The organism is Flindersiella endophytica (genome assembly GCF_054779015.1).
The window spans coordinates 1-23,066 of record NZ_BAAGYY010000010.1; the positions used below are offsets into that span (position 1 = coordinate 1).

A 23,066-nucleotide genomic window follows, 5' to 3' on the forward strand; every position below is an offset into this window, starting at 1 on the left:
CGGCTGGACCAAGGACACCAGGATCGGCTCGCTGCGTGCCGAAGGCGTGCCGGACCAGCTGGTGCCGGCGCTGGTGGGCTCGCCGCCGCGGCTGGTCACGCCGTACTGGACCGACAAGCACAACAACCTCTCGCTCGACATCGGCCAGCGGATCCGCCGGCTCGACACCGCTCTACTGCCGGGAGCCGACGCGGCGACCGCCTCCGCGAACGAGGACGGCGTCGAGGTCACGGTTCCGCTGACGCTGGCGCGCGCGACCACCGCCGACACCGCGGCCACTCTGCGGGCCAGCCGTAGCGTCTCGGGCCAGCAGGCCGAGACCGCCGCGACGGTGACGGAGACCGGCGACCTGACCGCCGAGGTGACCGGGCGGTTCGCGTCCGGTGAGCTGACGCCCGGCAGCTGGGAGCTCGAGGTGCGTCTCACCGAGCACGGACCCTACGTCAAGCTGCCGCTGAAGCTGTCGGTGCCGGCGAAGGGGACGCCCGTGCTGCAGCGCGGCACCGCCGGCCGGGCACCGCGCTCGGCGCTCGGCACGTCGGAAGCGGCGGTGTCCAAGCCGCCGCTGGTCGCCCGCCTGCGCCGCCTGGCCCGTCGCATCCTGGCCCGCCGCTAAGCTGACTCTCACCCGAATGACCACGTTAACCACGCAATTGGCGGGTTAACCACGCGCCGGCACGTGGCCAACCACCCACTGGCGTGGCGAACCACCGGCTGCGTGGCGAAGCGCGAATGACCACGTTAACCAGCCAAAGCCGTGGTTAACGTGGTCATTCGCAGACCGAGCAAAGGAAGGACCTGTCCTCGTGAAACCGCTCGACATCGAAGGCGCCTGGGTCGTTGAGCCACCTGTCCACCCGGATCCGCGGGGCAGTTTCCAGGCCTGGTTCAGCGACTCGGAGTTCCAGCAGGCGGTCGGGCATCCGTTCGGTCTGAAGCAGGCCAACTGCTCGATCTCCAAGCGCGGCGTGCTGCGCGGCATCCACTTCGCCGACGTACCACCGAGCCAGGCCAAGTACGTCACGTGCGTACGCGGTGCCGTGCTCGACGTCATCGTCGACATCCGGGTGGGCTCGCCGACGTTCGGACGCTGGGAATCCGTCCGGCTCGACGAGGACAGCCGGCGCGCGGTCTACCTCGCAGAGGGCCTCGGCCACGGCTTCCTGGCGCTGAGCGACGACGCGACGTTCGTCTACCTCTGCTCCGAGGGCTACGCACCGACACGGGAGCACGGCGTGCACCCGCTCGACCCGGAGCTCGGCATCGACTGGGGTGGCGAGGTCGAGCCGCTGCTGTCCGACAAGGACGCCGCCGCACCGTCGCTGGCCGAGGCCGAGCGCGCGGGCCTGCTGCCGACGTACGAAGCGTGCCTGGCGTTCCGCAAGCAGCTCACCGGCGAGCAGAGCTAGCCGATGTCCGGGGCCCGGGTCAGAGCCTGCTGGGTGCCGCTGCTGGCGACCGTCGTGACGTTGGCAGGACTGGCGTCCTGTGGAACCGAGACGTCCACCCGGCCCACGCCCTCGACGTCAGCGACCTGCGCCGGGCCGACGACACCGCAGATGCTGCCGACCGAAGGCCTCGAGGACACCCACTCCGAGGCCAAGGACTACCCCCGGATCACCGGTGCCAGCGAGATCCGGTGGACCAAGACCACCGGCCGGTTCCAGCTGACCCTGCACAACGGCACGTGCGCTTCCTGGCAGGACACCGATCTGAGCCTCGACCTGGGAGGCGACCTCGGCTACCAGCCGGACAACACCAAGCTGGCCTACCGCGCCGGGTCGGCCTGGAAGCCGGTCGCGATGCACTGGTCGGATCCGGAAGAGCCCGAGACGCTCGAGAGCTCGGCCGTACCCGTCGACTTCGCTCCGGGGCAGACCAGGACCTACGACTTCCGGATCACGGTGCCGAAGCGGCCGGACGTCCGGACGATCGGGATCGGTGCCCAGCTCGCCGCGGCCGGCGACCACGCGTACGAGTGGTCGTCGTCGTACCACGTCCGCTCCTACACCGGCGTCCGGATCAAGGTGACCGCGCCGCCGTCGATCACGCCGTCCGGCGGTTGGCGTGAGTTCCAGGCCGAGGTCTGGACGGAGAAGAAGCTGCCCCGGGACGCCCGCCTCGACCTCTCGACGTCGACCTACGGTGGACCACTTATCCACGACACGGCCAGGTTCGAGGAGTACCGGTCGGATGCCTGGCATCCGCTGGACCCCAAGGTCCCCGCCACCGAGGACTTTCCGTTGCCTCCCGGCGAGCACAAACGGTTCAGGTTCCGGCTCGAGGTGCGCGAGGTCGCCGCCCAGGACAAGGACATGTTCGGTGTGTCCGCGCGGCTCCTGCTCTCCGGTGAGGCTCCGGGGGTGGCCCCGCTTGCCAGCGACGGCCGGCCGATCAAGCCGATCCTGCCGGTGATGAAGGTCGTGCAGCCCGCGCATCGGCCGAAGCAGACCGGCGACACGGCGGAGTTCCGCGTCACCGTCGACAACGACGCGAAGGTCGACTATCCCGCGCAGCGGATCGAGTTCACGATCCTGCCGTCGCCGTACCTCAGCAGGATCGACTACCGCTGCGAGCCGGACACGGGCTGGACCCGGTTGCCGACGGCGGTGGGCGACACCCGCGGCACGTTCCCGCTGCCCGGCGCCGCCGTCCCTGACGGCTACCACGCCGAGTGCCGGATCCGGATCACCGCGGGGAAGCAGGTCGACGAAGGCCTGAACTGGTACGCCGTGATGCACGGCGCGGACAACCCGAGGCCGGTGCAGTCCGTCCAAGGGCACCTCTGACCTGTCCGGACAGCGGGACGCGGGCAACCAAACGGCGGCTCAGCGGCTCTCCTGTTGCGAGACGTCTCAAGAGCAAGGATGCCCAGCCGAGCCACCGGCCGGGGACGTCGAGCTCGTTCGCGTCATCGCCGACAACCATCCGGGGATCGCCGGCGCCACCGACATCGTCTGGACGAACGGGACCGGCCGGTTCACCGTGACGATGCGGAACGACACCGATGGCTCGTTCGACGACGCTGTTCTCTTCTTCACCCTGCTCAGCCGCGGTTACGAGCGGCAGGCGCTGACGCACCTGGAGTACCGCCGGGCCGGTCGCCCGGAGCGGGCCTGGCAGCGCGTGCCGATGGGATGGGACGACCCCGAGGAGCCGGAAGAGCGGATCAGATGAGCGGACCGGTTCCGTCCACTGACGACTTCGAGCTGCCGCCGGGCGAGCACCGGATGTTCCTGTTCCGGTATCGCATCGGCGCGTTCGACAGCGCCGACCGGCCGGCGTTCGGGATTGCCGCGCACCTCCGCGAGGCGGGCGAGACAATCGGCCCGTCCTCGCTCGCCAGTGCCGGAAAGCCGGTCCGGCTGATCCGGCCGGCCATGACGGTGCTCGCTCCGGCGACCTGGCCGAAGCGAGTCGGAGAGACGGTCGACTTCCGGCTCACCATCGCGAACCGTACGAACGTGGCGATCCCGCGCACAGGATCGCCTTCACGATCTGGCCGAGGACACCCGCCGGCCGGATCGACCACCGTCTGGAGCCTGACCGGGCGTGGAAGCCGCTGCCGCTGCTGCCGCACGGGGACTTCACCGAGATCGAAGCGGGCCCCCTGGCTGCCGGCGTCCGTCGCACGTACACGATCCGGGTCACCATGGACGATCCACCGGACAAGGCCTCGGCGTGGGGGGTCGGGATGCGGCTCCAGCCGGACGGCATCGCGCTGCAGGGCGTCGGCGGATCCCTCCCGCTGAACGAGAAGTGAACGGGATCTGGCTCCCGGGCAACCTGGTCAGCGGTTAACGAGTCAGTAGATGCGACTGTGAACCGATGCCAAGGAGTCTTGATGCCAAACCGCACCACCGTCCTGCTGTCCGCGGTGCTTCTCGCCACCGTTGGAATGGCTGTGTCGGCGTCGGTCGCGCCGACAGCGGCGTACGCCGCTTCCTGTTCCACGAACGCCGAGAGCAAGCCGGACTTCGACGGTGGGCAGGAGAAGAGCCCCGACATCGCGGTCGGCATACCCGACGAGGATCTCGGCACGCAGGCGAACGCGGGTGCTGTCGAGGTGCGCTACGCCGGCGGCACCCACAAGATCCTCTATCCGAGCGACTACCACGCGGGCGACCGGTTCGGCGCCGCGTCCGTCGCGGGCGACTTCAACCAGGACCACTGCGCCGACCTGCTGGTCGGCGCGCCAGGCCGTGACGTGTCGGGCAAGAACGACGCTGGGGCGATCTTCGTCTACCTCGGCTCGACCAGCGGGCTGCACTACTCCCGGACGTTGGTCCAGGGCAGCGACGGTGTGCCGGGCGCGCCCCAGGCCGGCGCGCGGTTCGGGTCGACGCTCGCGTACGCGGGGCCGGTCGAGTACCAAAGTCCGGTGACGCGGACCTACGCCGGCGTGCCCGGCTGGAACGTCGGCGCCGCGACGGCAGCGGGCGCTGTCGTTCAGCTGGACGTCGACGGCTCGGTCGCGACGCCCACGATCGCCGGCAAGCTCTACACCCAGGGCTCGGACGGCGTGCCCGACACCGCCGAGGCCGGTGACCGTTGGGGCACCTCGCTGGTCGCGATCGGCGAGCAGGGCTTCGCCGCGGGCGCACCCGCCGAGAGCGTGGGCTCCGTGGCCGGCGCCGGAGCGGTCGTGGAGTACCGCACGATCGACGACCCCGCCTGGACCTGGCTGACGCAGGACACGCCGAACATGCCTGGCACCGCCGAGGCGAACGACCACTTCGGTTCCGCGCTCGCGTACGAGACCGGGCTGATCATCGGCGTGCCGGGCGAGGACGTCGGAACGGTCGTCGACGCCGGGATGATCAACGCCTGGTACACCACCGTCGACGACTTCGGCGCGCTCGTTCCGACCGGGCTCGAGCTCACCCAGAACAGCCAGGACGTCCTCGGCGCCGCCGAGCGCGGCGACCAGTTCGGTGCGGCTCTGGCGATCTGGCGGCCGTTCTGGGAGGACGAGGACTGGCAGTACAACACCGTCCAGGTCGGCGTGCCGGGCGAGGACATCGGCACCGCCGTCGATGCGGGGATGGTCAACACCGTCCTGTACCACCCGGGATTCGACCCGGCGTCCCGGCCGCTGCGCGGCAACGGCGGACTGTCGGCCGACCAGACCGCCGGCACCGTCGAGGCCGGCGACCGCTTCGGCGCGACGCTGGCGAGCTTCCGGCGCTACATCGGTCCGGACACCTGGAACGAGGCGGCGCTGTGGGCGATCGGCTCGCCGGGTGAGGACTCCGGCGCGGGCGCGGTCGTCATCGCCGACACCGGCAGCAACGGCATCCAGCTGGCGAGCTCGAGCCTCTGGAAGCAGGTGACCGGATCCCCCGAAGCCGGCGACGGCTACGGCTTGTCGATCGCCGGTACGCGCCGCTGATCGCGCGCTGTTCAGGCAGGACCCGAAGCGTCCCGGTGCCTTGCCAGGCACCGGGACGCTTCGGCTTGGTCAGCGGTAAAGAGCTGCTCAGCGCAGCTTGGACACCACGGCCTTCGCACCCGGGATCTTCGCCAGGAACGGCGCCTTACGTGCCATCCGGCTGAAGAAGTCGTCCGACCGCGCGGCCTTGCCCGCACCGTTCGAGCCGTTGCCCGCGGCACCACCGGACGCGCTCGCCGCCGGCTTCTTGCTCCCAGCATCCTTGCTCGCCGAGGTCTTCGCGGCCCGCTCGGCCTTGCGCGCCTTGGCCGCCATCTGCTCGCCGAGGGTGTCGGACGACGGCGCTTCGTCGTCGCGGCCGACGGACGGGTCGGGCGCCCATTCGCCGAGGTTCGGCGTGGGCAGGTCGGCGAACGCCTGGTCGATCTCAGCGATCAGCTGCTCGCGCCCGTAGTCGCTGCCGTCCTCGCGCGCGGCGAGCAGCGACTTCCAGAACGAGGAACCGAACAACTGGTCGGGTGTCATGGCCGCGGAGCGGGTGAGCAGCTCGTCCGGCACCTGCTGCGGGTCCTTCAGCAGGTAGGTCTCCATGATCTCGTCGTATTTGTCCGACAGGACCGTGTTCGACGGATCCATCCCGAAGATCACGGTCACGCCGGTCGGCGTCGTGTCCATCACCGCGACCCGGAGGTCGGGGCGGTAGCGCTGCAGCACCGGGATGATCTTGTAGACGTCGCCGGTCCAGGCGGTCGTGTGCCGGTCGCGGGCCGCCTCGTCGATGTTGCGCGGCAGCTGGTCGTCGAACACGACGACGCTGGTCCAGTCGGCGTACTTCTCGGCGTTGATGAAGTCGCGCAGCACGAACTCGAACAGGTGCATGCCGTCGATGAACGCCAGATCGATTCTGGGCTCGTCGCCGAGGTGAGCCATCGGCTGGTCCCGCTTGAAGAAGTCGTCGCTGGTCGCCTTCACCAGGCGCAGGTCGCAGGCGAGCTCAGTGGTGATCTTGTGCGCGGGGTCGACCGCCACCGTGGGCACGCGCGACAGGGTCAGGCTGCGGCCGTCGTTGACGCCGATCTCGAAGTACGTACGTGGCTGGAAGACCTCGTGCATACGGCCCAGGAACTCGTAGCGGTTCACGCATTACTCCTCGTGCGGTCCGGTCGTGATCGGGCGACTGTAACCAAGTGGCTGCCATAGGGCAACGTGGACGCTCCCTGACGTTCACCATACGGAACGCGCCGGCGCGTCACCGCAGCGCACGCACCAGCGCCCGGGCGCCGGGCAGCCGGCGCAGGAACGGTGCCCGCCTGGCGAGCTTGCGGAAGATGTCGTTGGGTGGCCGGTTGGTGGCCATCGACTTCGCCGGCGCCGGCGCGGAAGCCGCCTTGCGGTTCTGGACGACCCTGCCGACATCGGCCGCCTCCCCCGCCGTGATCGACGGGTCGAACTCCGCGTCGCGACCGGCGGACGGGTCGGGCAGCCATTCGGCGAGCTCCGGCTTGGGCAGGTCGGCCAGCGCCTTGTCGACGTCGGCCAGGAACTCCTCCCGGCCGTACGACGAGCTCTCGTCCTTGCGGCTCGCCGCCAGCGACGCCCAGAACGGAGCCTCGAAGAACACCGCCGGGTCCATCGCGCAGCTGCGCGTCAGCAGCTCCTCCGGCACCTGCTGCGGGTCCTTCAGCAGGTAGGTGTCCATGATCTCGTCGTACTTGTCGGAAAGCACGGTGTTGCCCGGGTCTGCGCCGAACACCGCCATCACGCCGGTCGGCGTCGTGTCGAACACAGCGACCCGGAGGTCGGGGCGGTAGCGCTGCAGCACCGGAATCATCTTGTAGACGTCGCCGGTCCAGGCGGTCGTGTGCCGCTTGCGGGCCGCCTCGTCGACGTTGCGCGGCAGCTGGTCGTCGAACACGATCACGGTCGACCAGTCGGCGTACTTCTCGGCGTTGATGAAGTCGCGCAGCACGAACTCGAACAGGTGCATGCCGTCGATGAACGCCAGATCGACCCGGGGGTCGTCGCCGAGATGCTCGAACGGCTTGTCCCGCTTGAAGAAGTCGTCGCTGGTGGCCTTGACCATATGGAGGTCGCAACGCAGCTCGGTGTTGACCTTGAACGCCGGGTCGACCGCCACACTCGGCACCCGGGAAAGGGTGAGGCTGCGGCCGTCGTTGATGCCGATCTCGAAGTAGGTACGTGGAGCCGACATTTTGTGCAGCCGACCGAGAAACTGGTGGCGGTTCACCGGAACTCTCCCTTGGGTTCGCCTCGCCGTGTCGCACTGTTTACCAGTGTAAAAGCACGACCGTAACCAAGTCGCGGCGCCGGCCGCAACGTGGGCGGGCCGGGCACGGACGACAGGGAGAGAACAGGACGACCCGTACGAGCGGGTGAGCGGCAGATCCGGGTCTACGTGCGCTTACGCTTGAGGTAGCCGCGCGGGTTCTGGGTCATCATGAACTTGTGCTTCGACTCGTCGATTTCGAAGTCGTGGTTCTCCTTCATGAAGTCGTCGATCGCCTCCCACGGGCCCGGACCCGCCTGGGTGCGTACCGGATGTCCGTGGATGTCGGAGTCTTCGACGATCATGTAGGAGCCGTCAGTTACGACGTCGTGCCAGAGCCGCATCTCGTCCAGGACGTGCTTGCGCGAGTGGTCCGAGTCGAGGATCACCAACGTCTTGCCGCCCTCCGGCAGCATGTCCATGACCTGTTTCCTGATCTCGGGATCCGTCGACGAGCCGATCATGAACGTAACCCGAGGATGCTTGAGGCCGTCGGTGCGGTCCTGGATGTCGATCGAGACGATGTGCCCCTTGCCGTAGCTGTCCAGCAGGTCGCCCATGTAATACGCGCTACCGCCGAACGCCGTGCCCGTCTCGATGATCAGATCGGGGCGTACCTCTTCGATGATCTCCTGGTAGAGCCACACGTCCAGCGGGCACTTCCAGATCGTCACACCCCGGTAGAACGTGTTCTGCCAGGTCTGCTTCGGCGAATGGTAGTAGATCCGGTGAAACTGGTCGATCGTGGCTTGGCGGAGTCGTTTCGACGGCAGGATCGTTCCGCGCGTGGGATCCCAGAGTCCTTCGTACGCAAGGGCGATCTGTTCGACGTACTCCGCCGAAGGTACGGAGGCGGACCGGTAGGACGACAGAGCATCGAGCGCCCGTTCCCCTTTTGCGCCCCCCTTGCCCTGCGCTGCTCGCGCCGCAAGAGTCCGCATCCGCCCGATCACGAACGAGTCCACGCGGTTCACCACTGCACGCCGCAGACCAGACGTGCGTCCACTGCCGTTGACCTGACCCACAAAACCTCCTTCTTGGAACCGAAGTGGTCCACAGAATCAGGCGATCATGCCACGACGCAAGTCGAGGTTTCACCGGATCACCCGGACGCAAGGAGAAGAGGTCGCAGTTTTCCCGAACCGGGTCACCAGTTTGTGAGCAGCACATGCTGGATCAGCAGTGCCGTCCCGGCCTGCGCTGCCAGCCAGGTGCGATACGACTCCCGCGGCAGCCAGGCGCAGGCGACCAGCAGCCAGAACGCGAACGGCAGCCAGATCCGCTCGACCTCCGCCTTGCTGAAGCCGGACAACGTAGCCAGCACGATCGCGGCGACGGCACCGAGCACCAGCAGCCCGCCGCCGCGTGGCCGGGTCCGCCGCAGGCCTGCGAGGACGACCGGCCCGATGCAGACGAGCAGCGCCGCCAGGTTGGCCCACACCCAGTACGAATAAGGCCGCTCGCCTCCAGCGCCCTGGTGATAGCGGATCGACAGCAACTGGTAGCCCTCCAGCCACCAGAACCCGCCGAGTGCCACCAGTCCGACCACGCCGGCCGCCACCGCGGCCGCGACGATGCCGGGCCGCACACGGCGCCGCGCGACGAGCACCGCGAGCGCGACGAGACCGATCAGCACCAGGCCGTACGACAGGAACAGGCTCGCGCCGAACAGCAGCCCGGCCGCGGCCGCCACGAGGTCGCTCCGCCAGGCCGTACGTTCGCAGGCGAGCGCCAGCAGCGCGATCCCCCAGGCGCTCACCGCGAGGAACACAGCGTCGGCTGAGACACCCATCCAGATGGCGGGCGGCGCCAGCACGAGGAACGGCGCCGCTCGCCGGGCAGTTTCCTCGCCTCCGTCGACCGCGCGCAGCGCCACCAGCACGGCCGCGATCGCCGTCGAGCCGATCAGCACGCACCCGGCCGCCGCCCACGCGCCGCCGGTCAGCCCGATCCGGTCGAGCAGGACGAAGAACGCGAACGCGCCCGGCGGATGCCCCGCGACGTGGGTGTGCCAGGTGTCCGGCTGGCCGCCGACGATCCGGTCGGCGAATCCGGGGAGCAGGTCGGACCAGGCGGGCGCCGTCGGCACCTCCGAGAGGTACTCCGCCGGCGAGGTAAGCCTCCAGGCGAAGCGGTCCCAGCCGTCGACCAGCGCGAGCGACCCGATCCAGGTCAGCGAGGCGAGCCACGCCGTGGCCAGCAGGGTCCGCCACGGGAGACGCAGCGCGAGCGTCGGCCCGTACGCGACGGCGCCGACGGCCAGCGCCGCCACGATCGGCGTGGTCAGGCCGACGTGCGGCCGCCACCAGATCGACAGCGGCGGCGTCGGCGCGAGGATCGGCCGGCCCGCGTGCTCGAGGACAGCGCCGACGACCAGCGCGACCGCGACGAGGGCCACGCCGGCGAGCACGGCGATCAGGTCCGCCCGATGGCCGGCAGGCCGCGTGGCTCGCCCGTCAGCCGCGGGTGCCGTCGTGAGCTGCATGATTGTGAGGCTATTGAGTTGGTCCGGGCGAAACGCCGTACGTCAGAACCCTGTAAGAAGTTTCGACTGGACACCTGCGGTTCACCTGGCTGTGGGTCGGCTGTGACCCACACGTCCGGTCGCGTTCTGTAGTGTCGTCGGATGCTATTCGAGAAGGTGGCCGAGCTGGTCGCAGGCGTTCCGCACATGACGCGCGACCAGGGCAAGACGCTGTACGACTTCGTGCTGAGCCAACGTCCGGGACGGATCCTCGAGCTGGGCTTCGCGAGCGGGGTCTCCACCTGCTACCTCTCGGCCGCCCTCGACGAGCTCGGCGACGACGGCCACATCCTCACCATCGACCGCCTCAACGCCCGCGACCGCAAGCCTCCGATCGACGAGCTGCTCACGCGCTGTGGCCTCGCCCACCGGGCCACGCCGGTCTTCGCAGACACGTCGTACACCTGGGAGCTGCTGCACCTGCTCGACCAGGATCCCAGGCCACAGTTCGACTTCGTCTTCATCGACGGCGCTCACACCTGGGACGTCGACGGCTTCGCGTTCCTGCTCGCCGACAAGCTGCTCGTCCCCGGCGGCTGGGTGCTGTTCGACGACCTCGACTGGACGCTCGACACCTCGCCGACGCTGAAGAACATGACGTGGGTGCGCCAGCTCCCGCCCGAGCAGCGTGAGACACCGCAGATCCGCAAGGTGTACGAGCTGCTGGTCAAGCCCAACCCGGACTACGGCAACTGCCGGGAGGACAAGACCTGGGCCTGGGCGCAGAAGCTCCCGGCTGTCTAGACGATCTATACCTCGGGGTCGATCTCGGCACCCCAGGTGTGCAGGCCGGAGCTCGACAACCGCCACCAGGCCTTCCAGACAACGGTCGGCTGTTCGGCGAACTCCGGGATCAGCGTGGTGACGTGGAGGTAGCGGCCGCCGGTGTCCGGCACCAGCGTGTTCCGCCACTCGTAGAAGCCTTCGCCACAACGGCGTGACGCCACGAGTAGGTCGCGCACGTCGTCCATGAACTGCCACAGGTTGTACGAGCCGTCGGCCAGCCAGATCCGGCGCTTCTTCTCGTACGGCGGATGCACGAACGGATCAGGCGTGGCGGTCAGGTACGTCCGGTAGATCTCACACAGCGGATGATGCGTGCGCGCCGAGAGCGTCGGCACCACCGCGGTCACCTCCCTGGCCGGCTGGTCGTCCGCAGCCCTGCCCGGACGTCGCGCGCCGGTGCCGGGCCGCGCGTCCGGCTCCCTGTCCTTCTGGCGTAGCACGGACAGCATCCCCGGCTCGTCCCGGACGATCGAGGTGTACAACCGCCGGAGCTCGGCCGGTGGGTCGAGCCCGAGCTCGTCGGCCAGCCGCCGCGCGGACTGGTGATAGGTCTCCAGAGCCTCCGCGGTACGGGCGGATCGATGCAGCGCAACCATGAGCTGACCGGTCGCGTGGCCTCGTAGCGGATGCCGCGCGGCGTGCTCCCGTAGCTCTGGCAGGAGCTTGGTGTCGTTGCCGAGGGCGAGCTCGGTGTCGAACAGCTCTTCCAGAACGAGCAACCGGAGCTCCTGCAGCCGCGCGGTCTCCCGGTCCAGCGCGGGAGTGCCGGGAACGTCGGCGAACGGCTCACCCCGCCACTCGGCCTGTGCCTGCCGGTACCACTCGACGCAGCGTCCGAGCCAACCCGCTTGCCTTGCGCGCCGGGCCTTGGCGATCAGTTGCTCGAACCGACGCTGGTCCAGTTCCTCGGCCTCGACCCGCAGGACGTAACCCGGCCGGTGACTCACCAACCGGGCGGACGGATCTTCCGTACCGGCGCGTGCGTCCAGGCTTTTGCGAAGCCGGGAGATGTATCCCTGCGCCAGCAGCCGCGCGTCGTCCGGGCGACTTTCCGTCCACAGTTCGTCCACGAACTGGTCCACGGTGACAAGCGATCCGGCCCGCACCAGCAGCAGCGCGAGAACGGCCCGCATCATTGGCGTGCCGACCTGCAGCGACTGGCCTTCCGTGCGGACTTCGAGCGACCCCAGGATCCGAAACTCCATGCCACCTCCGCCCCAGCACCGAAGCGACCTCCACATTATTTCCAAGTCGGTCACGCACGATGCGGCCATGACATCGTCGAAACCACGCCGCTTCGAGCTCAGCCGCCGGCAGCTCCTCGGAGGAGCCGCCGCCGTCACCGCCGGGGCCGCGATTCCCGCACTCACCGCAACCCCCGCATTGGCGTCGCTGCCCGACTCCCCGGAGTTCGACCTGAGCGGCAACGGTGGCTACTACTTCCTGCAGAAGGAGCTCCACCAGCCGTACTGGGCGATGCAGTCCTTCGCCTTCGACAACGTGAACCAACGGATCTACTTCGCGCAGAAGAAGCCCAAGGAGCAGATGGTTCCAGGCACATTCGGAGACATCTGGCTCACCAAGACCGACCTGTCGGGAAACATCCTCGGTACGATGGCCCTGCGCGGCTTCGGACATGGTTCGTCGATGGGCGTCGAGCCGGTCGGTGCCGGATCCGAGCCGTTCATCTGGATCGAGGCCGATTCTTGGCGCGTGCACGACGACACCAAGGAGCCGTACGACATCGACGACGGGGAGAAGGTCGCTCGTTTCCGGTTCGTCGACGGGCACACTCTCGACTACCGGGTTCCGGACATCCCGATGGACGACCTCACGCCGAAGGTCACCAGCTTCTCCTTCTCGCCGCGTCCGGCGATCGATCCGTACGCCAGCCGAGTTCTGTACCGCTATCACTCCGACGACAGCGACCATCCATGGCGTGTCGTGGTCTTCAGCCTGGCCGACGCCAGGGCCGGACGGCTCAGCGACGGCTACCGGCTCGCCGAGCGTGCGATCCCCACCAACAACGAGTTGGGCCTCTTGGACAGCGACCAGTTCCAGGGAATCACGCTCTGCGGCCGGTACGCATACCTGAGCTTCGGAGCCACCAATGCCAACCCCTGGCTGGTGAAGCTCGACATGAACGGCGGCCTCGGGCTCGGCTGGTCCAAGTTCCGGACGTCGGCAGGCGAGAACACGTTGTCCGGGAGGGAAGCTGAGGGCATGGCGATCCGGATGACCGGAGGCTCACCGCAGCTCGCGTTCGGCTTCTCGTCCAGGAACCCGAACGTCTACGAGAACTTCTGGACGAGCGTCTTCTACAAGAGCGACTTCGTGTAGGACTCAGACGAGTGCGGGGAACGCCTTCTCCAGCGCGTCCTTCCAGTCCTGGATCGGCTCGATGCCGGCTTCCGCCCACCGGCCGTGGCCCAGCACACTGTAGGCGGGCCGCGGCGCGGGGCGGGGGAACTTGTCGGTCGTTGTCGGCTGGACGCGTTCCGGGTCCGCGCCGAGCAGCCGGAAGATCTCCCGGGTCAGCCCGAACCACGTCGTCTCGCCCGAGCTGGTCGCGTGGAAGACACCGTGCGCGGACGGGTGGTTCCCCAACGCCACCAGGCGCTCGGCCACGTCGACCGTCCAGGTCGGCTGGCCGCGCTGGTCGCCGACCACGGAGAGCGTGTCCTTCTCGCCCTCCAGGCGGATCATCGTGCGTACGAAGTTTCCGCCGTGCGCGCCGTACAACCACGCCGTCCGCACCACGACGCCCTGCTCCGGAAGCAGCTCCAGCACGGCCTGCTCCCCCACCAGCTTCGTCCGGCCGTACGCCGACCGCGGCCCGGTGGGCGCGTCCTCGGTGTACGGCGCCGAAGCGTCACCGGCGAAGACGTAGTCGGTCGACACGTGGATCAGCCGCGCGCCGAGCGATGCGCACTCCGCCGCCAGGTTGCGTACGCCGTCGCCGTTGAGCCGCAGGGCCGTGGCCTCGTCGGCCTCGGCGTCGTCGACCCGGGTGTAGGCAGCGCAGTTGACCACGACCGAAGGCGCGTGCGAGTGGAGTACGGACTTCACCGCGGCGGCGTCGGTGATGTCGAGATCCGCGTGCCGCAGCCCCACCACGTCGGAAGAGCCCAGCGCCGTAAGGAGATCCTGGCCCAGCATGCCGCCGGCGCCGGTCACCAGCCAGCGCGTCACTGGAGCTTCGCCCTCTCTTTCAGCGGCTCCCACCACGCGCGGTTGTCGCGATACCACGCCACCGTCTCGGCGAGCCCGTCGTCGAACGAGTGCTTCGGCTCGTAGCCCAGCTCGTCGTGGATCTTCTTCCAGTCGACGGAGTAGCGCCGGTCGTGACCCTTGCGGTCCTCGACGTACTCCACGCTGTCGTCCCACGAAGCCCCACACGCCGCGAGCAGCCGCGCGGTGAGCTCCTTGTTGGTGATCTCGGTGCCGCCGCCGATGTTGTAGACCTCGCCGGCGCGGCCCTTCTCCAGGACGCGAGCCAGACCCTGGCAGTGGTCGTCGACGTGCAGCCAGTCCCGGATGTTGAGCCCGTCGCCGTAGAGCGGCACCTTCTTGCCGTCCAGCAGATTCGTGATGAACAGCGGGATGACCTTCTCCGGGAAGTGATAGGGCCCGTAGTTGTTGGAGCACCGCGTCACCCGGACGTCGAGCCCGTGCGTGCGGTGGAACGACAGCGCCAGCAGGTCGCTGCCCGCCTTCGCCGCGGAGTAGGGCGAGTTGGGCTGCACCGGATCGGTCTCCGGCCAGGAGCCCTCCGGGATCGAGCCGTAGACCTCGTCGGTCGACACGTGGACGAACGGCCCGACGCCGTTACGCAGTGCAGCGTCGAGCAGCACCTGGGTGCCGACGACGTTGGTCACCACGAAGTCGGCGGCGCCGCGGATCGAGCGGTCGACGTGCGACTCGGCCGCGAAGTGCACCACCGCGTCCTGCCCGGCCATCACGTCGTCGACGGCGGAGGCGTCGCAGATGTCGCCCTGCACGAAACTGAAACCAGGCGCACCGCGCACCGGGTCGAGGTTGGCGGGGTTGCCGGCGTAAGTCAGCTTGTCGAAGACCGTGACCTCGACGCCGTCCGAGAAGGGATAACCACCAGAGAGCGTCGTACGGACGAAGTGCGAGCCGATGAAACCGGCACCGCCGGTGACGAGGATCTTCATGAGCTGATCTGCACCCTGCTGTGGTCTCCGAGGACGAGCCGGTGCGCCTTGGGCACCCGCGGCGCCGGCGTGACCTCGACGTTGTGGCCGATGAGCGACGCCTCGATCCGGCGTACGCCCTCGATGGACGTGTCGTGCTCGACGATGGAGTACTCGATCTCCGCGTCGACGATGCGGCAGTCGTGCTCGACGGAGGTGAACGGCCCGACGTAGGAGTCGACCACCCTGCTGCCCCTGCCGATGATCGCGGGTCCGACGATCCGCGACCCCTCGACCGAGGCGCCGGCTTCGATCACGACCCGCCCGATGATCTCGCTGGCGGCGTCGACGCTGCCCTGGGTCTCCGGCTCGAGCGTCTCCAGGATGGTCCGGTTGACCTCGAGCATGTCGGCGACGTTGCCCGTGTCCTTCCAGTACCCGGAGATCACGGTCGAACGCAGGTCCATGCTCTGGTCGATCAGCCACTGGATCGCGTGGGTGATCTCCAGCTCGTTGCGCCAGGACGGCTTGATCGAGCGAACCGCCTCGTGCACGGCCGGGGTGAAGATGTAGACGCCGACCAGGATCAGGTCGCTCTTCGGCTGCTTCGGCTTCTCCTCGAAGCCGACGACCTTGCCGTTGGTGTCGAGCTCGGCGACGCCGAACGCGGTCGGGTTGGGCACCTTGGTGAGCATGACCTGGGCCGCCGGGCGTTCCTGCCGGAACTCGTCGACCAGCGGCTTGATCCCGCCGACGATGAAGTTGTCGCCGAGGTACATCACGAAGTCCTCGTCGCCGAGGAAGTCACTCGCGATCAGCACGGCATGGGCCAGCCCGCGCGGCGCGTCCTGCGGAATGAAGGTGACGTCCAGCCCGAACTGGCTGCCGTCACCCACCGCCTCCTTGATCTCCTCGGCCGCGGCGTCGACGCCGACGACGATGCCGACCTCGGTGATCCCCGCTTCGGCGATCGCCTCCAGGCCGTAGAACAGGACAGGTTTGTTGGCCACCGGCACCAACTGTTTGGCCGACGTGTGAGTCAACGGCCGCAGTCTGGTGCCGGACCCTCCGGACAACACGAGCGCTCGCATAGCGGCCCACCCTAACGGCAGCGGCTACGCAGTGCGTCACCCACTGTTCACTTTCGCGTTGATCGGGAACGAGTCCATGGAACGCTGGACGGCGGTCACGTCGTGATCACTCTGTGGCTGCCCGGAAACAAACGCGACGTGATCAACTTGTCACCAAATGGGCGAAACCAGGGCCTCGAACGAGAGGTCAGGTAGATGAGGCAACCTGTAGGCAAGGCTTGTGCGTCCTGGGGCACGACCGCCCCAAAAAGGCGGGAAGGAGTCGCGTGCAAAGCGACGACAAGGAGGTTTTTGATGCGTTCGTCCGTGCCCGGATGCCAGAGCTTCTGCGCTTCGGTCACATGCTGACGGGTAACCCCGATGCAGCGGCCGATCTTGTCCAGGACGCCCTGGAACGCACCCTGAACGCTTGGTCACGGGTGCAGAACCGGGACGACCCGGAGGGTTACGTCCGCCGCACGATGGTCAACCGCAACGTCAGCATCTGGCGCAAGCGCCGGCGCGAGTATCTGGTCGACGACGTGCCAGACCATCCGCATCATGACGACGCGGAGCCGTTCGACAGCGACCTGAAGCAGGTGCTCTCGACCTTGCCGCCCAAGCAGCGGACCGTGCTGGTCCTTCGGTTCGCCGAAGACATGTCGGAGCAGCAGGTGGCCCATCAGCTTGGCTGCTCCCTGGGAACGGTCAAGAGCCAGACTCACAAAGCGCTGCAGAAGGTACGCGACCGGCTCCAGCTTCAGCAGGAGGATGCCCGATGAGTGAGCCACACAGCGATCCGCTCGAGGATCGGATGCGCCGGGGGCTCCAGACAGACGGCTGGAAGCTGCCCGCGGACGAGGCCATGCTCGACCGTGTCCACACCGGGGCGCGGCGCCGCCGCAGGCGGCAGCAGGCCGGCATGGCGCTGGCAGCGATCGCCGTCGTCGCAGGCGGCGTCGGTGGCGCCGGCTACGCCACGACCTATCTCAAGGACGACCAGTCCACGACCGCCAGCCAGCAGGACACCGCGACCACCAACACCACCACGCCCACACCGTCGACGATGCTGGCCAGCCCCGGGTCGTCGGAGAAGTCCACCGAGGGACGCAACACCCCGGAGTCGACCGTTCCGCCGGCCGACGAGACCTCCGAGCCGAGGAACGAAGACAAGACCACGGTCAGGCTGAAGCCGGTGCCCGCCGGCTTCCACGCGGCCTCGCTGACGGCGACGTCGGCCGAGAGGTTCTGGGTGCTGGGTGCTAACGGTGACAACGCCTCGGTCGCGCTGACCGACGACGGCGGCAAGAACTTCGGCCAGGTCGGCGCGTTCGACGCCCGGGTCGCCAACGACCAGACCACCGACGCCACCACCGTCCACGACGTACGCTTCGCCGACGACGACAACGGCTGGGCCTACGGCAACGCCCTGTGGGCCACCAACGACGGTGGGCAGAAGTGGGAGCGCACCAAGGGCGTTCCCGGCGAGGTCGAACGCCTGGAGGCCGAGAACGGCCGCGCCTACGCCCTCGCCAGGGCCGGCGACTCCTGGAGTGTCTGGTCCACCAAGGCCGGCAGCCCCACCTGGCAGCAGCTGAAGGTGGCGTTGTCCAAGCCGTCCGACCTCGCGGCCACCAACAACACCGTCGCGATCGCCGACCGTACGGACGACGAGACCTACACCATGATCTCCGAGGACGCGGGCCAGACGTTCGACAAGCGGCCGACGCCGTGCGCGCCCGATCTGTCCGGCGGCGACCTGTCGGCCAGCGACGGCTCGCTGTGGCTGCAGTGCCCGACCGGCACCGGCTCCGAGCTCCTGCGTTCCGACGACGCCGGACGCCAGTGGGACCCGGTCGACACCGGCGGCGACGCCGTGTCCACCAACGCCAGCGCGGTCGGCGCGCAGGGCAAGGACGGCGCCGTGCTCGCGGTGCCGGGTGAGGTCCGCAAGGTCGACGGCGACCAGTCCGCCACCGTGCCGGTCGAGGGTCTCGACACGCCGACCTACTCCGGCTTCACCACGCCGGAGGTCGGCTACATCATCGACCTGCAGGGCAACCTGTTCCGTACCACCAACGCCGGGTCGGACTGGAACCCCGTCTCGGTCAAGTAATAGTCGAACAGCCACCGGCCGATCGGCCGAATGCGGACCGCGCCTGGTAGCGGGCGCGGTCCGCTGGTATTGGTCGGTAGTGATCAACCGTCGTAGGTTCGTTCAGACCGCCGGAGCCGCCGGAATCGCGGCTTTCGCCCTTGGCGACGGCCTGGCTTTCTCGACGCTGCCGGCCGCGTACGCCGCTGATGCCGCCATCGTCGAACCGCCGTTGGGAATCCCGTTCCTGCACGGCTATGACGCCCCCGCGATCAAGTCGTGGACGTCCGCGTCCGATCCGTACGCGAAATACCTGCGGTCCCGGGTGCCCGTGGCCACCCGGATCCCGGCCTTCCAGGCCACCCAGGCACGTCCCGGGCTGGCCGGCGGGCCGCGCATGATGAGCCTCGCCAACGACTACATGGAGGCCGACAACTTCGTCCTCGCGCACAAGTACGGCACGAGCTTCCAGGCCTACGCGCTGCGCTTCTGGCAGTACCTCGACCTGATGGGCTCCTGGCACGGGCTGCCGGTCGACGGCGACCACGACGCCGAGGAGCCGCGGTTCGGCATGATCAACCTGCCGAACCCCGCCTGGTCGGACACCGCGCACCGCAACGGTGCGCTGAGCCTCGGCTGCTGGTACTGGCCACGGCCGGAGGACTTCGCGCAGGTGCTGGAGCAGCGAGCGGACGGCTCGTTCCCGATGGCGGACCAGCTGGTGTCCATCGCCCGGTACTTCGGCTTCGACGGCTACTTCATCAACCAGGAAGCGCAGATCACGCCCGAGCAGGCGGCACTGCTGCACGACTTCTTCTCGTACCTGGCCAAGTCCACGCCGGATTCCACGGAGCGGAGCGACAAGTCAGCACTGCACGTGCAGTGGTACGACTCGCTGACGACGGCCGGGACGGTGCGCTACCAGAACGAGTTCAACACCGTGAACTCTCCGTGGGTGCTGAGCGACGGCGAGCGGGTCTGCGACAGCATCTTCCTCAACTACTGGTGGAACGACGCCAGGATGCAGCGCTCGCACGACTACGCCGTCTCGCTCGGGCTCGATCCCTACGAGGTGGTCTACTCCGGCACCGAGGGCGGGCTGAACAACTTCTCCCAGCCGTACGACCCGAGGTTCGTCTTCCCCGAGGGCGCTCCGGCCCGTACCAGCTGGGCGATCCTCGGCTCGGAGTTCGTGTGGCGGATCGCACCCGGTGAGAAGGCGACGGTCGAGGAGCAGGCGGTCGCCTACACGTACGAGCGGCAGTGGTGGTCGGGTCCCGCGCAGGATCCGAGCCGGACCGGGCGTTCGCTGCCGCCGACGGGCTCCGACAAGCTGAACCCCGAGCGCTGGGACGGCGTGGCGCACTACATCGTGGAGAAGTCGGTCGTCGGCAGGTACCCGTTCGTGACGCGGTTCAACACCGGCACGGGACTCGAATGCTTCGTGAACGGCCGGACGGTGAGTGAGCGGCCGTGGTTCAACATCGGCGTGCAGGACCTGCTGCCGACCTGGCAGTGGTGGACGAGCGCGGGTCTGTCGGCCGACTACGACTACGCGAGCGCGTGGAACGGACCCACGTCGCTCCGGCTGAGCGGCGCGCTGGAGGCGGGCGTACCGCTCGAAGCCAAGCTGTACAAGACGAGACTGGCGGTCTCCAGCGACGTCACGCTGGCGGTGCGGTACCGGACGGGTGCGGATGCGGCGCAGGCTCCGAGCCACCTGCGGATCGGGCTGGTCTTCGAGGACGCACCCGGCGAGACGGTGTGGCTGGCGGCCGGGCGGACCCGCGGCAGCGGCTGGTCCGAGCAGCACTGGGCGCTCGGGCGATACGCGGGCCGGACCATCGCCGCGATCAGCGCCGGGCTGCTTTCGCCCGAGGCGGTCGAGGCGCACACGGTCTGGCTCGGCGAGCTGGCACTGCGGCGGGAGGCCGACTGCCGGCCGCCGCGGCGGCCGAAGGGGTTCCGGGTCGAGCAGGCGCACTTCGGTGACGGCACCGCGACCGCCTACCTGGCTTGGGAGCTCGAGGCCCGGGACGTCTGGTACTACGACGTGTTCCGGGTCTGGGACGACGGCCGGGAGTGGCTGGGCCGGACGTACGACGAGGTCTTCGTGGTGACCGGCCTCACGCGGCAGGGGTCGGAGCCCGCGACCAGGCTCGAGCTGGTCGCGGTGTCGACCGCGGGGCTGCCGAGCCCGGGTGCCGGGGCGGCCGTGCGCTGGTCCTGACGGCGCTGCCCCGGACCTATCCGCGCGGCTGGCTCGAGGTGTAGGCCCGCCGCAGCAGCGCCCTGACCTCGGCGTCGACCTCGTCTGGCGAGGCCAGGGCGACGCGCACGTTGATCGTGTCGTTGCCGAGGCTCTTCGCGGCCTGCAGCCGGCCGGCCGGCTCGGCGTTCGGCAGCCGCAGGCCGACGTCGACGCGCTTCTTCGTCGTCGGCTGCACGATCGCGAACGTACGCCGTGGACCGACCAGCGACACATAGGTCTTGCGGGCCTGGATGGTGAGGTCGTCGAACCGGGACACGACCGTGAGCACCGCGTCGAGGATCGGGCGCAGCGCGGGCCGGTCGGCGTACTGCTCGTCGACCAGCTGGTCGGGGCCCTTGAGCAGGAAGTCGGGATACCCGAACGTCTCGTGCACCAGCAGCATCTGCGCGTACCCGGTGACGCCCTGCTCCTTCAGCCAGGACCGCAGCGCCTCCTCGTCCGAGGCGGCGAGACCGCTCTTGGCGATCCGCTTCCGCCAAGTCTCCAATCCTTCGCCGGTCGAGCGGGTCAGCAGATCGATCTGCCAGTCCCGCATCTCCTCCCACGACTTCACCTGAACCATGCGGGCCAGCCTATTGGAGGTCGCAACGCGGGTCGCGGGCCCACGGGAGCGGGCGCAGATCCGGCCAGCGACGCAGCATGCTCGTGCGTACGGCGACCGCGAGCCGGCCGAACGCGGGCAGGCCGGAGTCGTCGCCTGCCAGGTGCGCGACGACACCGAGCCGGTGCACCAGCCGCTCGCGGGCCGTGGGCGGTCCCCAGTCCCAGTCCTCGTGGAGTACGCGGGCGAGCTGGTCGGCCTTCTTGCGTTGCGAGGCCTGCACCAGCATGTCGCCCCTGATCAGCCAGCCCGCGCACGCGTCGGCCAGGTCGCCTGGGACGTCGGTGCCTGTCTCGCGGTTCCAGGCCGAACGGTAGGCCTCCTCGCCCTCGGCCAGCGCGGCTACCGGCAGCTCCATCGACGTCCAGCAGGTCGGGAACCCGATGCGTAGGTAGGCGAGCTCCTGCAGGCCGTTGCCCAGCGCGGCACCCTCGTAGTCGACGAACCGCACGCCGTCGTCGACGTGCAGATCGTTGCCCGGACAGGGATCGCCGTGCAGCAACGCGAAGTGCCCGGCGGGAGCCAGCCGGTCGAGCAGTGCGTCGAGCTCCTCCTTGACGGCCGGGTCCTCCTTCGCGTCGAGCGCGCCGGCGAACCGCAGGAACGCCTCGACGTCGGCGGGCTGTGGCGCCTCCCATTCCGGCAGGGATCCGGCGTCGGCCGGGCCGGTGGTGGCGTGCAGGCGGGCCAGGGTCTCGGCGTACCCAGTGACCCACTCCGGGCCGGGCCGGTGGCGTGCCAGATGTTCCAGCACCAGCACGCGTTGCGACTCGTCGGCCGCGAGCAGGCGGGGAGCGACCGGAGGGTCCGCGCGGGCCGCCGGCCGCAGGGCGGTCGCCTCGCGGGCGTACTGCGCGTCCGGGTCGGCGCCGTCGACGATCTGCTTGACGATCGCCGGCGTTCCGTCGAGCTCGATCCGCCACACCCGGGAGCGTGGGCTGCTGTGGAGCTTGCGGACGCGTTTCGGCTTGCCGAGCTCTGCCCGCAACGCGTCGCCGAACGGCACCCGCCTAAGCATCGATCAGCACCGACAGGCAGGTCACGCAACCCTCGAGCTTCTCGAACTCGCTGATGCCGACGGCGACGACGTTCAAGCCCTTGCCGGTAAGGAGTCTCGCGGTCTCGGGCGCCGAGTCGGCCAGCAGCACGGTGTCGCCGCCGAGCAGCACGACGTGCGCACCGGTCTCCTCTGGTGACGCCAGCAAGCCGGGCAGGTCGACGTGGTCCGGATTGCCGATCAGCGTGCCGTCCGGCAGCGCGGTGACCGCCGACTTCAGATGCAGAGCGCCGGTCAACTCGACGGGGACGACCGTACGGCCCCGCGCCGCCAGCGCCCTGGACAGCTGCGCGATTCCCTCGTCGTTGGTGCGTCCCGACCGGCCGACGTAGACCGTCGAGCCGACCTGCAGGACGTCTCCCCCGTCCAGCGTTCCGGGCGAGTCGATGCCGACTGTCTGGAGGCCGAGCTCCTGGCTCACCTCCCGAATGGCCGAAGCGGCGCCGGCCAGCTCGCCGCGCCGCTCGGGTGCGCCGGGCCGGGTCAGCACGGCAAGGCCGGCGAAGGAGACCACCATGTCCTCGATGAACGGAGCGTCCGGATGCTCTTCGGCGGCCGGCACCTCCACGGGCCGCCAGCCGTGCTCGCGTAACGCGGAGACGTAGGCCGCGTGCTGCCGCTCGGCCAGCTCGGCGTCGACGGGCTCCCGTCGCTGGTAGGTGACGATCCCCTCGGCGAGCCTGGGGCCAGGCCGGCGGACGAGTGCGACTCCGTTCATGGCCCCAGGCTTACCAGTTCGGCCTCAGCCGGACTGGCGGGCGTTGCCGATCCCGCCGAGGTTCTCGGGCTGCCGGGCCTCGGACAGGCATATGTCGGTGGTCCGAG

General features: G+C 69.0%; 21 protein-coding genes and 1 pseudogene. 10 read left to right on the forward strand and 12 right to left on the reverse strand.

Features of this window, described 5'->3' with window-relative positions:
- From ACYVF6_RS10675 to ACYVF6_RS10690, 4 genes and pseudogenes are all read left to right on the forward strand, one after another.
- A pseudogene (locus tag ACYVF6_RS10675) lies at positions 1-616 on the forward strand (hypothetical protein); the annotation flags it as partial.
- A gap of 190 nt (positions 617-806) precedes the next feature.
- A complete protein-coding gene (gene rfbC / locus ACYVF6_RS10680) occupies positions 807-1,409 on the forward strand; it encodes a dTDP-4-dehydrorhamnose 3,5-epimerase family protein (RefSeq protein ID WP_460519448.1) in 603 nt (200 codons plus the stop codon).
- A 3-nt stretch (positions 1,410-1,412) separates the two neighbouring features.
- The gene (locus ACYVF6_RS10685) at positions 1,413-2,789 is read left to right on the forward strand and encodes a hypothetical protein (protein WP_460519451.1); all 1,377 of its coding nucleotides are present in this window, start codon (positions 1,413-1,415) and stop codon (positions 2,787-2,789) included.
- A 202-nt stretch (positions 2,790-2,991) separates the two neighbouring features.
- On the forward strand, positions 2,992-3,177 hold the full coding sequence (locus ACYVF6_RS10690; protein WP_460519453.1) for a hypothetical protein: 186 nt from the start codon (positions 2,992-2,994) through the stop codon (positions 3,175-3,177).
- On the opposite strand, the gene ACYVF6_RS10695 is transcribed toward ACYVF6_RS10690, so the two are convergent.
- A complete protein-coding gene (locus tag ACYVF6_RS10695) occupies positions 3,170-3,481 on the reverse strand; it encodes a hypothetical protein (protein WP_460519456.1) in 312 nt (103 codons plus the stop codon). The genes ACYVF6_RS10690 and ACYVF6_RS10695 overlap by 8 nt on opposite strands.
- A gap of 363 nt (positions 3,482-3,844) precedes the next feature.
- On the opposite strand from ACYVF6_RS10695, the gene ACYVF6_RS10700 reads away from it, so the two are divergent.
- The gene (locus tag ACYVF6_RS10700; protein ID WP_460519459.1) at positions 3,845-5,392 is read left to right on the forward strand and encodes an integrin alpha; all 1,548 of its coding nucleotides are present in this window, start codon (positions 3,845-3,847) and stop codon (positions 5,390-5,392) included.
- Between the two features lie 87 nt (positions 5,393-5,479).
- Here ACYVF6_RS10700 and ACYVF6_RS10705 read toward each other — a convergent pair whose 3' ends face one another.
- The 4 genes from ACYVF6_RS10705 to ACYVF6_RS10720 form a co-directional block, all read right to left on the reverse strand.
- The gene (locus ACYVF6_RS10705) at positions 5,480-6,532 is read right to left on the reverse strand and encodes a class I SAM-dependent methyltransferase (RefSeq protein ID WP_460519461.1); all 1,053 of its coding nucleotides are present in this window, start codon (positions 6,530-6,532) and stop codon (positions 5,480-5,482) included.
- 109 nt (positions 6,533-6,641) lie between these two features.
- Positions 6,642-7,604: a class I SAM-dependent methyltransferase gene (locus ACYVF6_RS10710; protein ID WP_460519465.1), complete on the reverse strand. Its 963-nt coding sequence runs from the start codon at positions 7,602-7,604 to the stop codon at positions 6,642-6,644.
- A 200-nt stretch (positions 7,605-7,804) separates the two neighbouring features.
- Positions 7,805-8,644 (reverse strand): CmcI family methyltransferase, encoded by an 840-nt coding sequence (locus ACYVF6_RS10715; RefSeq protein WP_460519469.1) that lies wholly within the window; start codon positions 8,642-8,644, stop codon positions 7,805-7,807.
- Positions 8,645-8,826: 182 nt separating this feature from the next.
- Positions 8,827-10,164, reverse strand: a complete 1,338-nt coding sequence (locus tag ACYVF6_RS10720; protein WP_460519471.1) for a hypothetical protein — start codon at positions 10,162-10,164, stop codon at positions 8,827-8,829.
- Between the two features lie 141 nt (positions 10,165-10,305).
- Between ACYVF6_RS10720 and ACYVF6_RS10725 the strand changes: the two genes are divergently transcribed.
- Positions 10,306-10,947 (forward strand): O-methyltransferase, encoded by a 642-nt coding sequence (locus tag ACYVF6_RS10725; RefSeq protein WP_460519474.1) that lies wholly within the window; start codon positions 10,306-10,308, stop codon positions 10,945-10,947.
- Positions 10,948-10,952: 5 nt separating this feature from the next.
- On the opposite strand, the gene ACYVF6_RS10730 is transcribed toward ACYVF6_RS10725, so the two are convergent.
- A complete protein-coding gene (locus tag ACYVF6_RS10730) occupies positions 10,953-12,194 on the reverse strand; it encodes an AfsR/SARP family transcriptional regulator (protein WP_460519477.1) in 1,242 nt (413 codons plus the stop codon).
- 67 nt (positions 12,195-12,261) lie between these two features.
- Here ACYVF6_RS10730 and ACYVF6_RS10735 point away from each other — a divergent pair, with 67 nt between their 5' ends.
- Positions 12,262-13,329, forward strand: a complete 1,068-nt coding sequence (locus ACYVF6_RS10735) for a phage baseplate protein (protein WP_460519480.1) — start codon at positions 12,262-12,264, stop codon at positions 13,327-13,329.
- Between the two features lie 3 nt (positions 13,330-13,332).
- Here the strand turns inward: ACYVF6_RS10735 and rfbD are convergent, their stop codons facing one another.
- Genes rfbD through ACYVF6_RS10750 form a run of 3 tightly spaced genes read right to left on the reverse strand, consistent with a single transcriptional unit; the run spans position 13,333 to position 16,237 of the window.
- The gene (gene rfbD, locus ACYVF6_RS10740) at positions 13,333-14,181 is read right to left on the reverse strand and encodes an SDR family oxidoreductase (protein WP_460519483.1); all 849 of its coding nucleotides are present in this window, start codon (positions 14,179-14,181) and stop codon (positions 13,333-13,335) included.
- The gene (gene rfbB, locus ACYVF6_RS10745) at positions 14,178-15,167 is read right to left on the reverse strand and encodes a dTDP-glucose 4,6-dehydratase (RefSeq protein ID WP_460519486.1); all 990 of its coding nucleotides are present in this window, start codon (positions 15,165-15,167) and stop codon (positions 14,178-14,180) included. Before rfbB ends, rfbD begins: the two co-directional genes overlap by 4 nt.
- Positions 15,164-16,237, reverse strand: coding sequence for a glucose-1-phosphate thymidylyltransferase (locus tag ACYVF6_RS10750; protein WP_460519488.1), 1,074 nt, complete (start codon positions 16,235-16,237; stop codon positions 15,164-15,166). Before ACYVF6_RS10750 ends, rfbB begins: the two co-directional genes overlap by 4 nt.
- A 266-nt stretch (positions 16,238-16,503) precedes the next feature.
- On the opposite strand from ACYVF6_RS10750, the gene ACYVF6_RS10755 reads away from it, so the two are divergent.
- From ACYVF6_RS10755 to ACYVF6_RS10765, 3 genes are all read left to right on the forward strand, one after another.
- On the forward strand, positions 16,504-16,998 hold the full coding sequence (locus ACYVF6_RS10755; RefSeq protein WP_460519491.1) for a SigE family RNA polymerase sigma factor: 495 nt from the start codon (positions 16,504-16,506) through the stop codon (positions 16,996-16,998).
- Positions 16,995-18,332: a WD40/YVTN/BNR-like repeat-containing protein gene (locus tag ACYVF6_RS10760; RefSeq protein WP_460519494.1), complete on the forward strand. Its 1,338-nt coding sequence runs from the start codon at positions 16,995-16,997 to the stop codon at positions 18,330-18,332. Before ACYVF6_RS10755 ends, ACYVF6_RS10760 begins: the two co-directional genes overlap by 4 nt.
- A 79-nt stretch (positions 18,333-18,411) precedes the next feature.
- Positions 18,412-20,541 carry an endo-beta-N-acetylglucosaminidase gene (locus ACYVF6_RS10765; RefSeq protein WP_460519497.1) on the forward strand — a complete coding sequence of 710 codons (2,130 nt, stop codon included), beginning with the start codon at positions 18,412-18,414 and terminating at the stop codon, positions 20,539-20,541.
- A 16-nt stretch (positions 20,542-20,557) separates the two neighbouring features.
- Here the strand turns inward: ACYVF6_RS10765 and ACYVF6_RS10770 are convergent, their stop codons facing one another.
- Genes ACYVF6_RS10770 through ddaH form a run of 3 tightly spaced genes read right to left on the reverse strand, consistent with a single transcriptional unit; the run spans position 20,558 to position 22,959 of the window.
- Positions 20,558-21,145 carry a DUF5655 domain-containing protein gene (locus ACYVF6_RS10770; RefSeq protein WP_460519500.1) on the reverse strand — a complete coding sequence of 196 codons (588 nt, stop codon included), beginning with the start codon at positions 21,143-21,145 and terminating at the stop codon, positions 20,558-20,560.
- A 10-nt stretch (positions 21,146-21,155) separates the two neighbouring features.
- Positions 21,156-22,190 carry an aminoglycoside phosphotransferase family protein gene (locus tag ACYVF6_RS10775; RefSeq protein WP_460519504.1) on the reverse strand — a complete coding sequence of 345 codons (1,035 nt, stop codon included), beginning with the start codon at positions 22,188-22,190 and terminating at the stop codon, positions 21,156-21,158.
- Positions 22,191-22,194: 4 nt separating this feature from the next.
- Positions 22,195-22,959 carry a dimethylarginine dimethylaminohydrolase family protein gene (gene ddaH, locus ACYVF6_RS10780; protein WP_460519507.1) on the reverse strand — a complete coding sequence of 255 codons (765 nt, stop codon included), beginning with the start codon at positions 22,957-22,959 and terminating at the stop codon, positions 22,195-22,197.
- Positions 22,960-23,066: the final 107 nt, after the last annotated feature.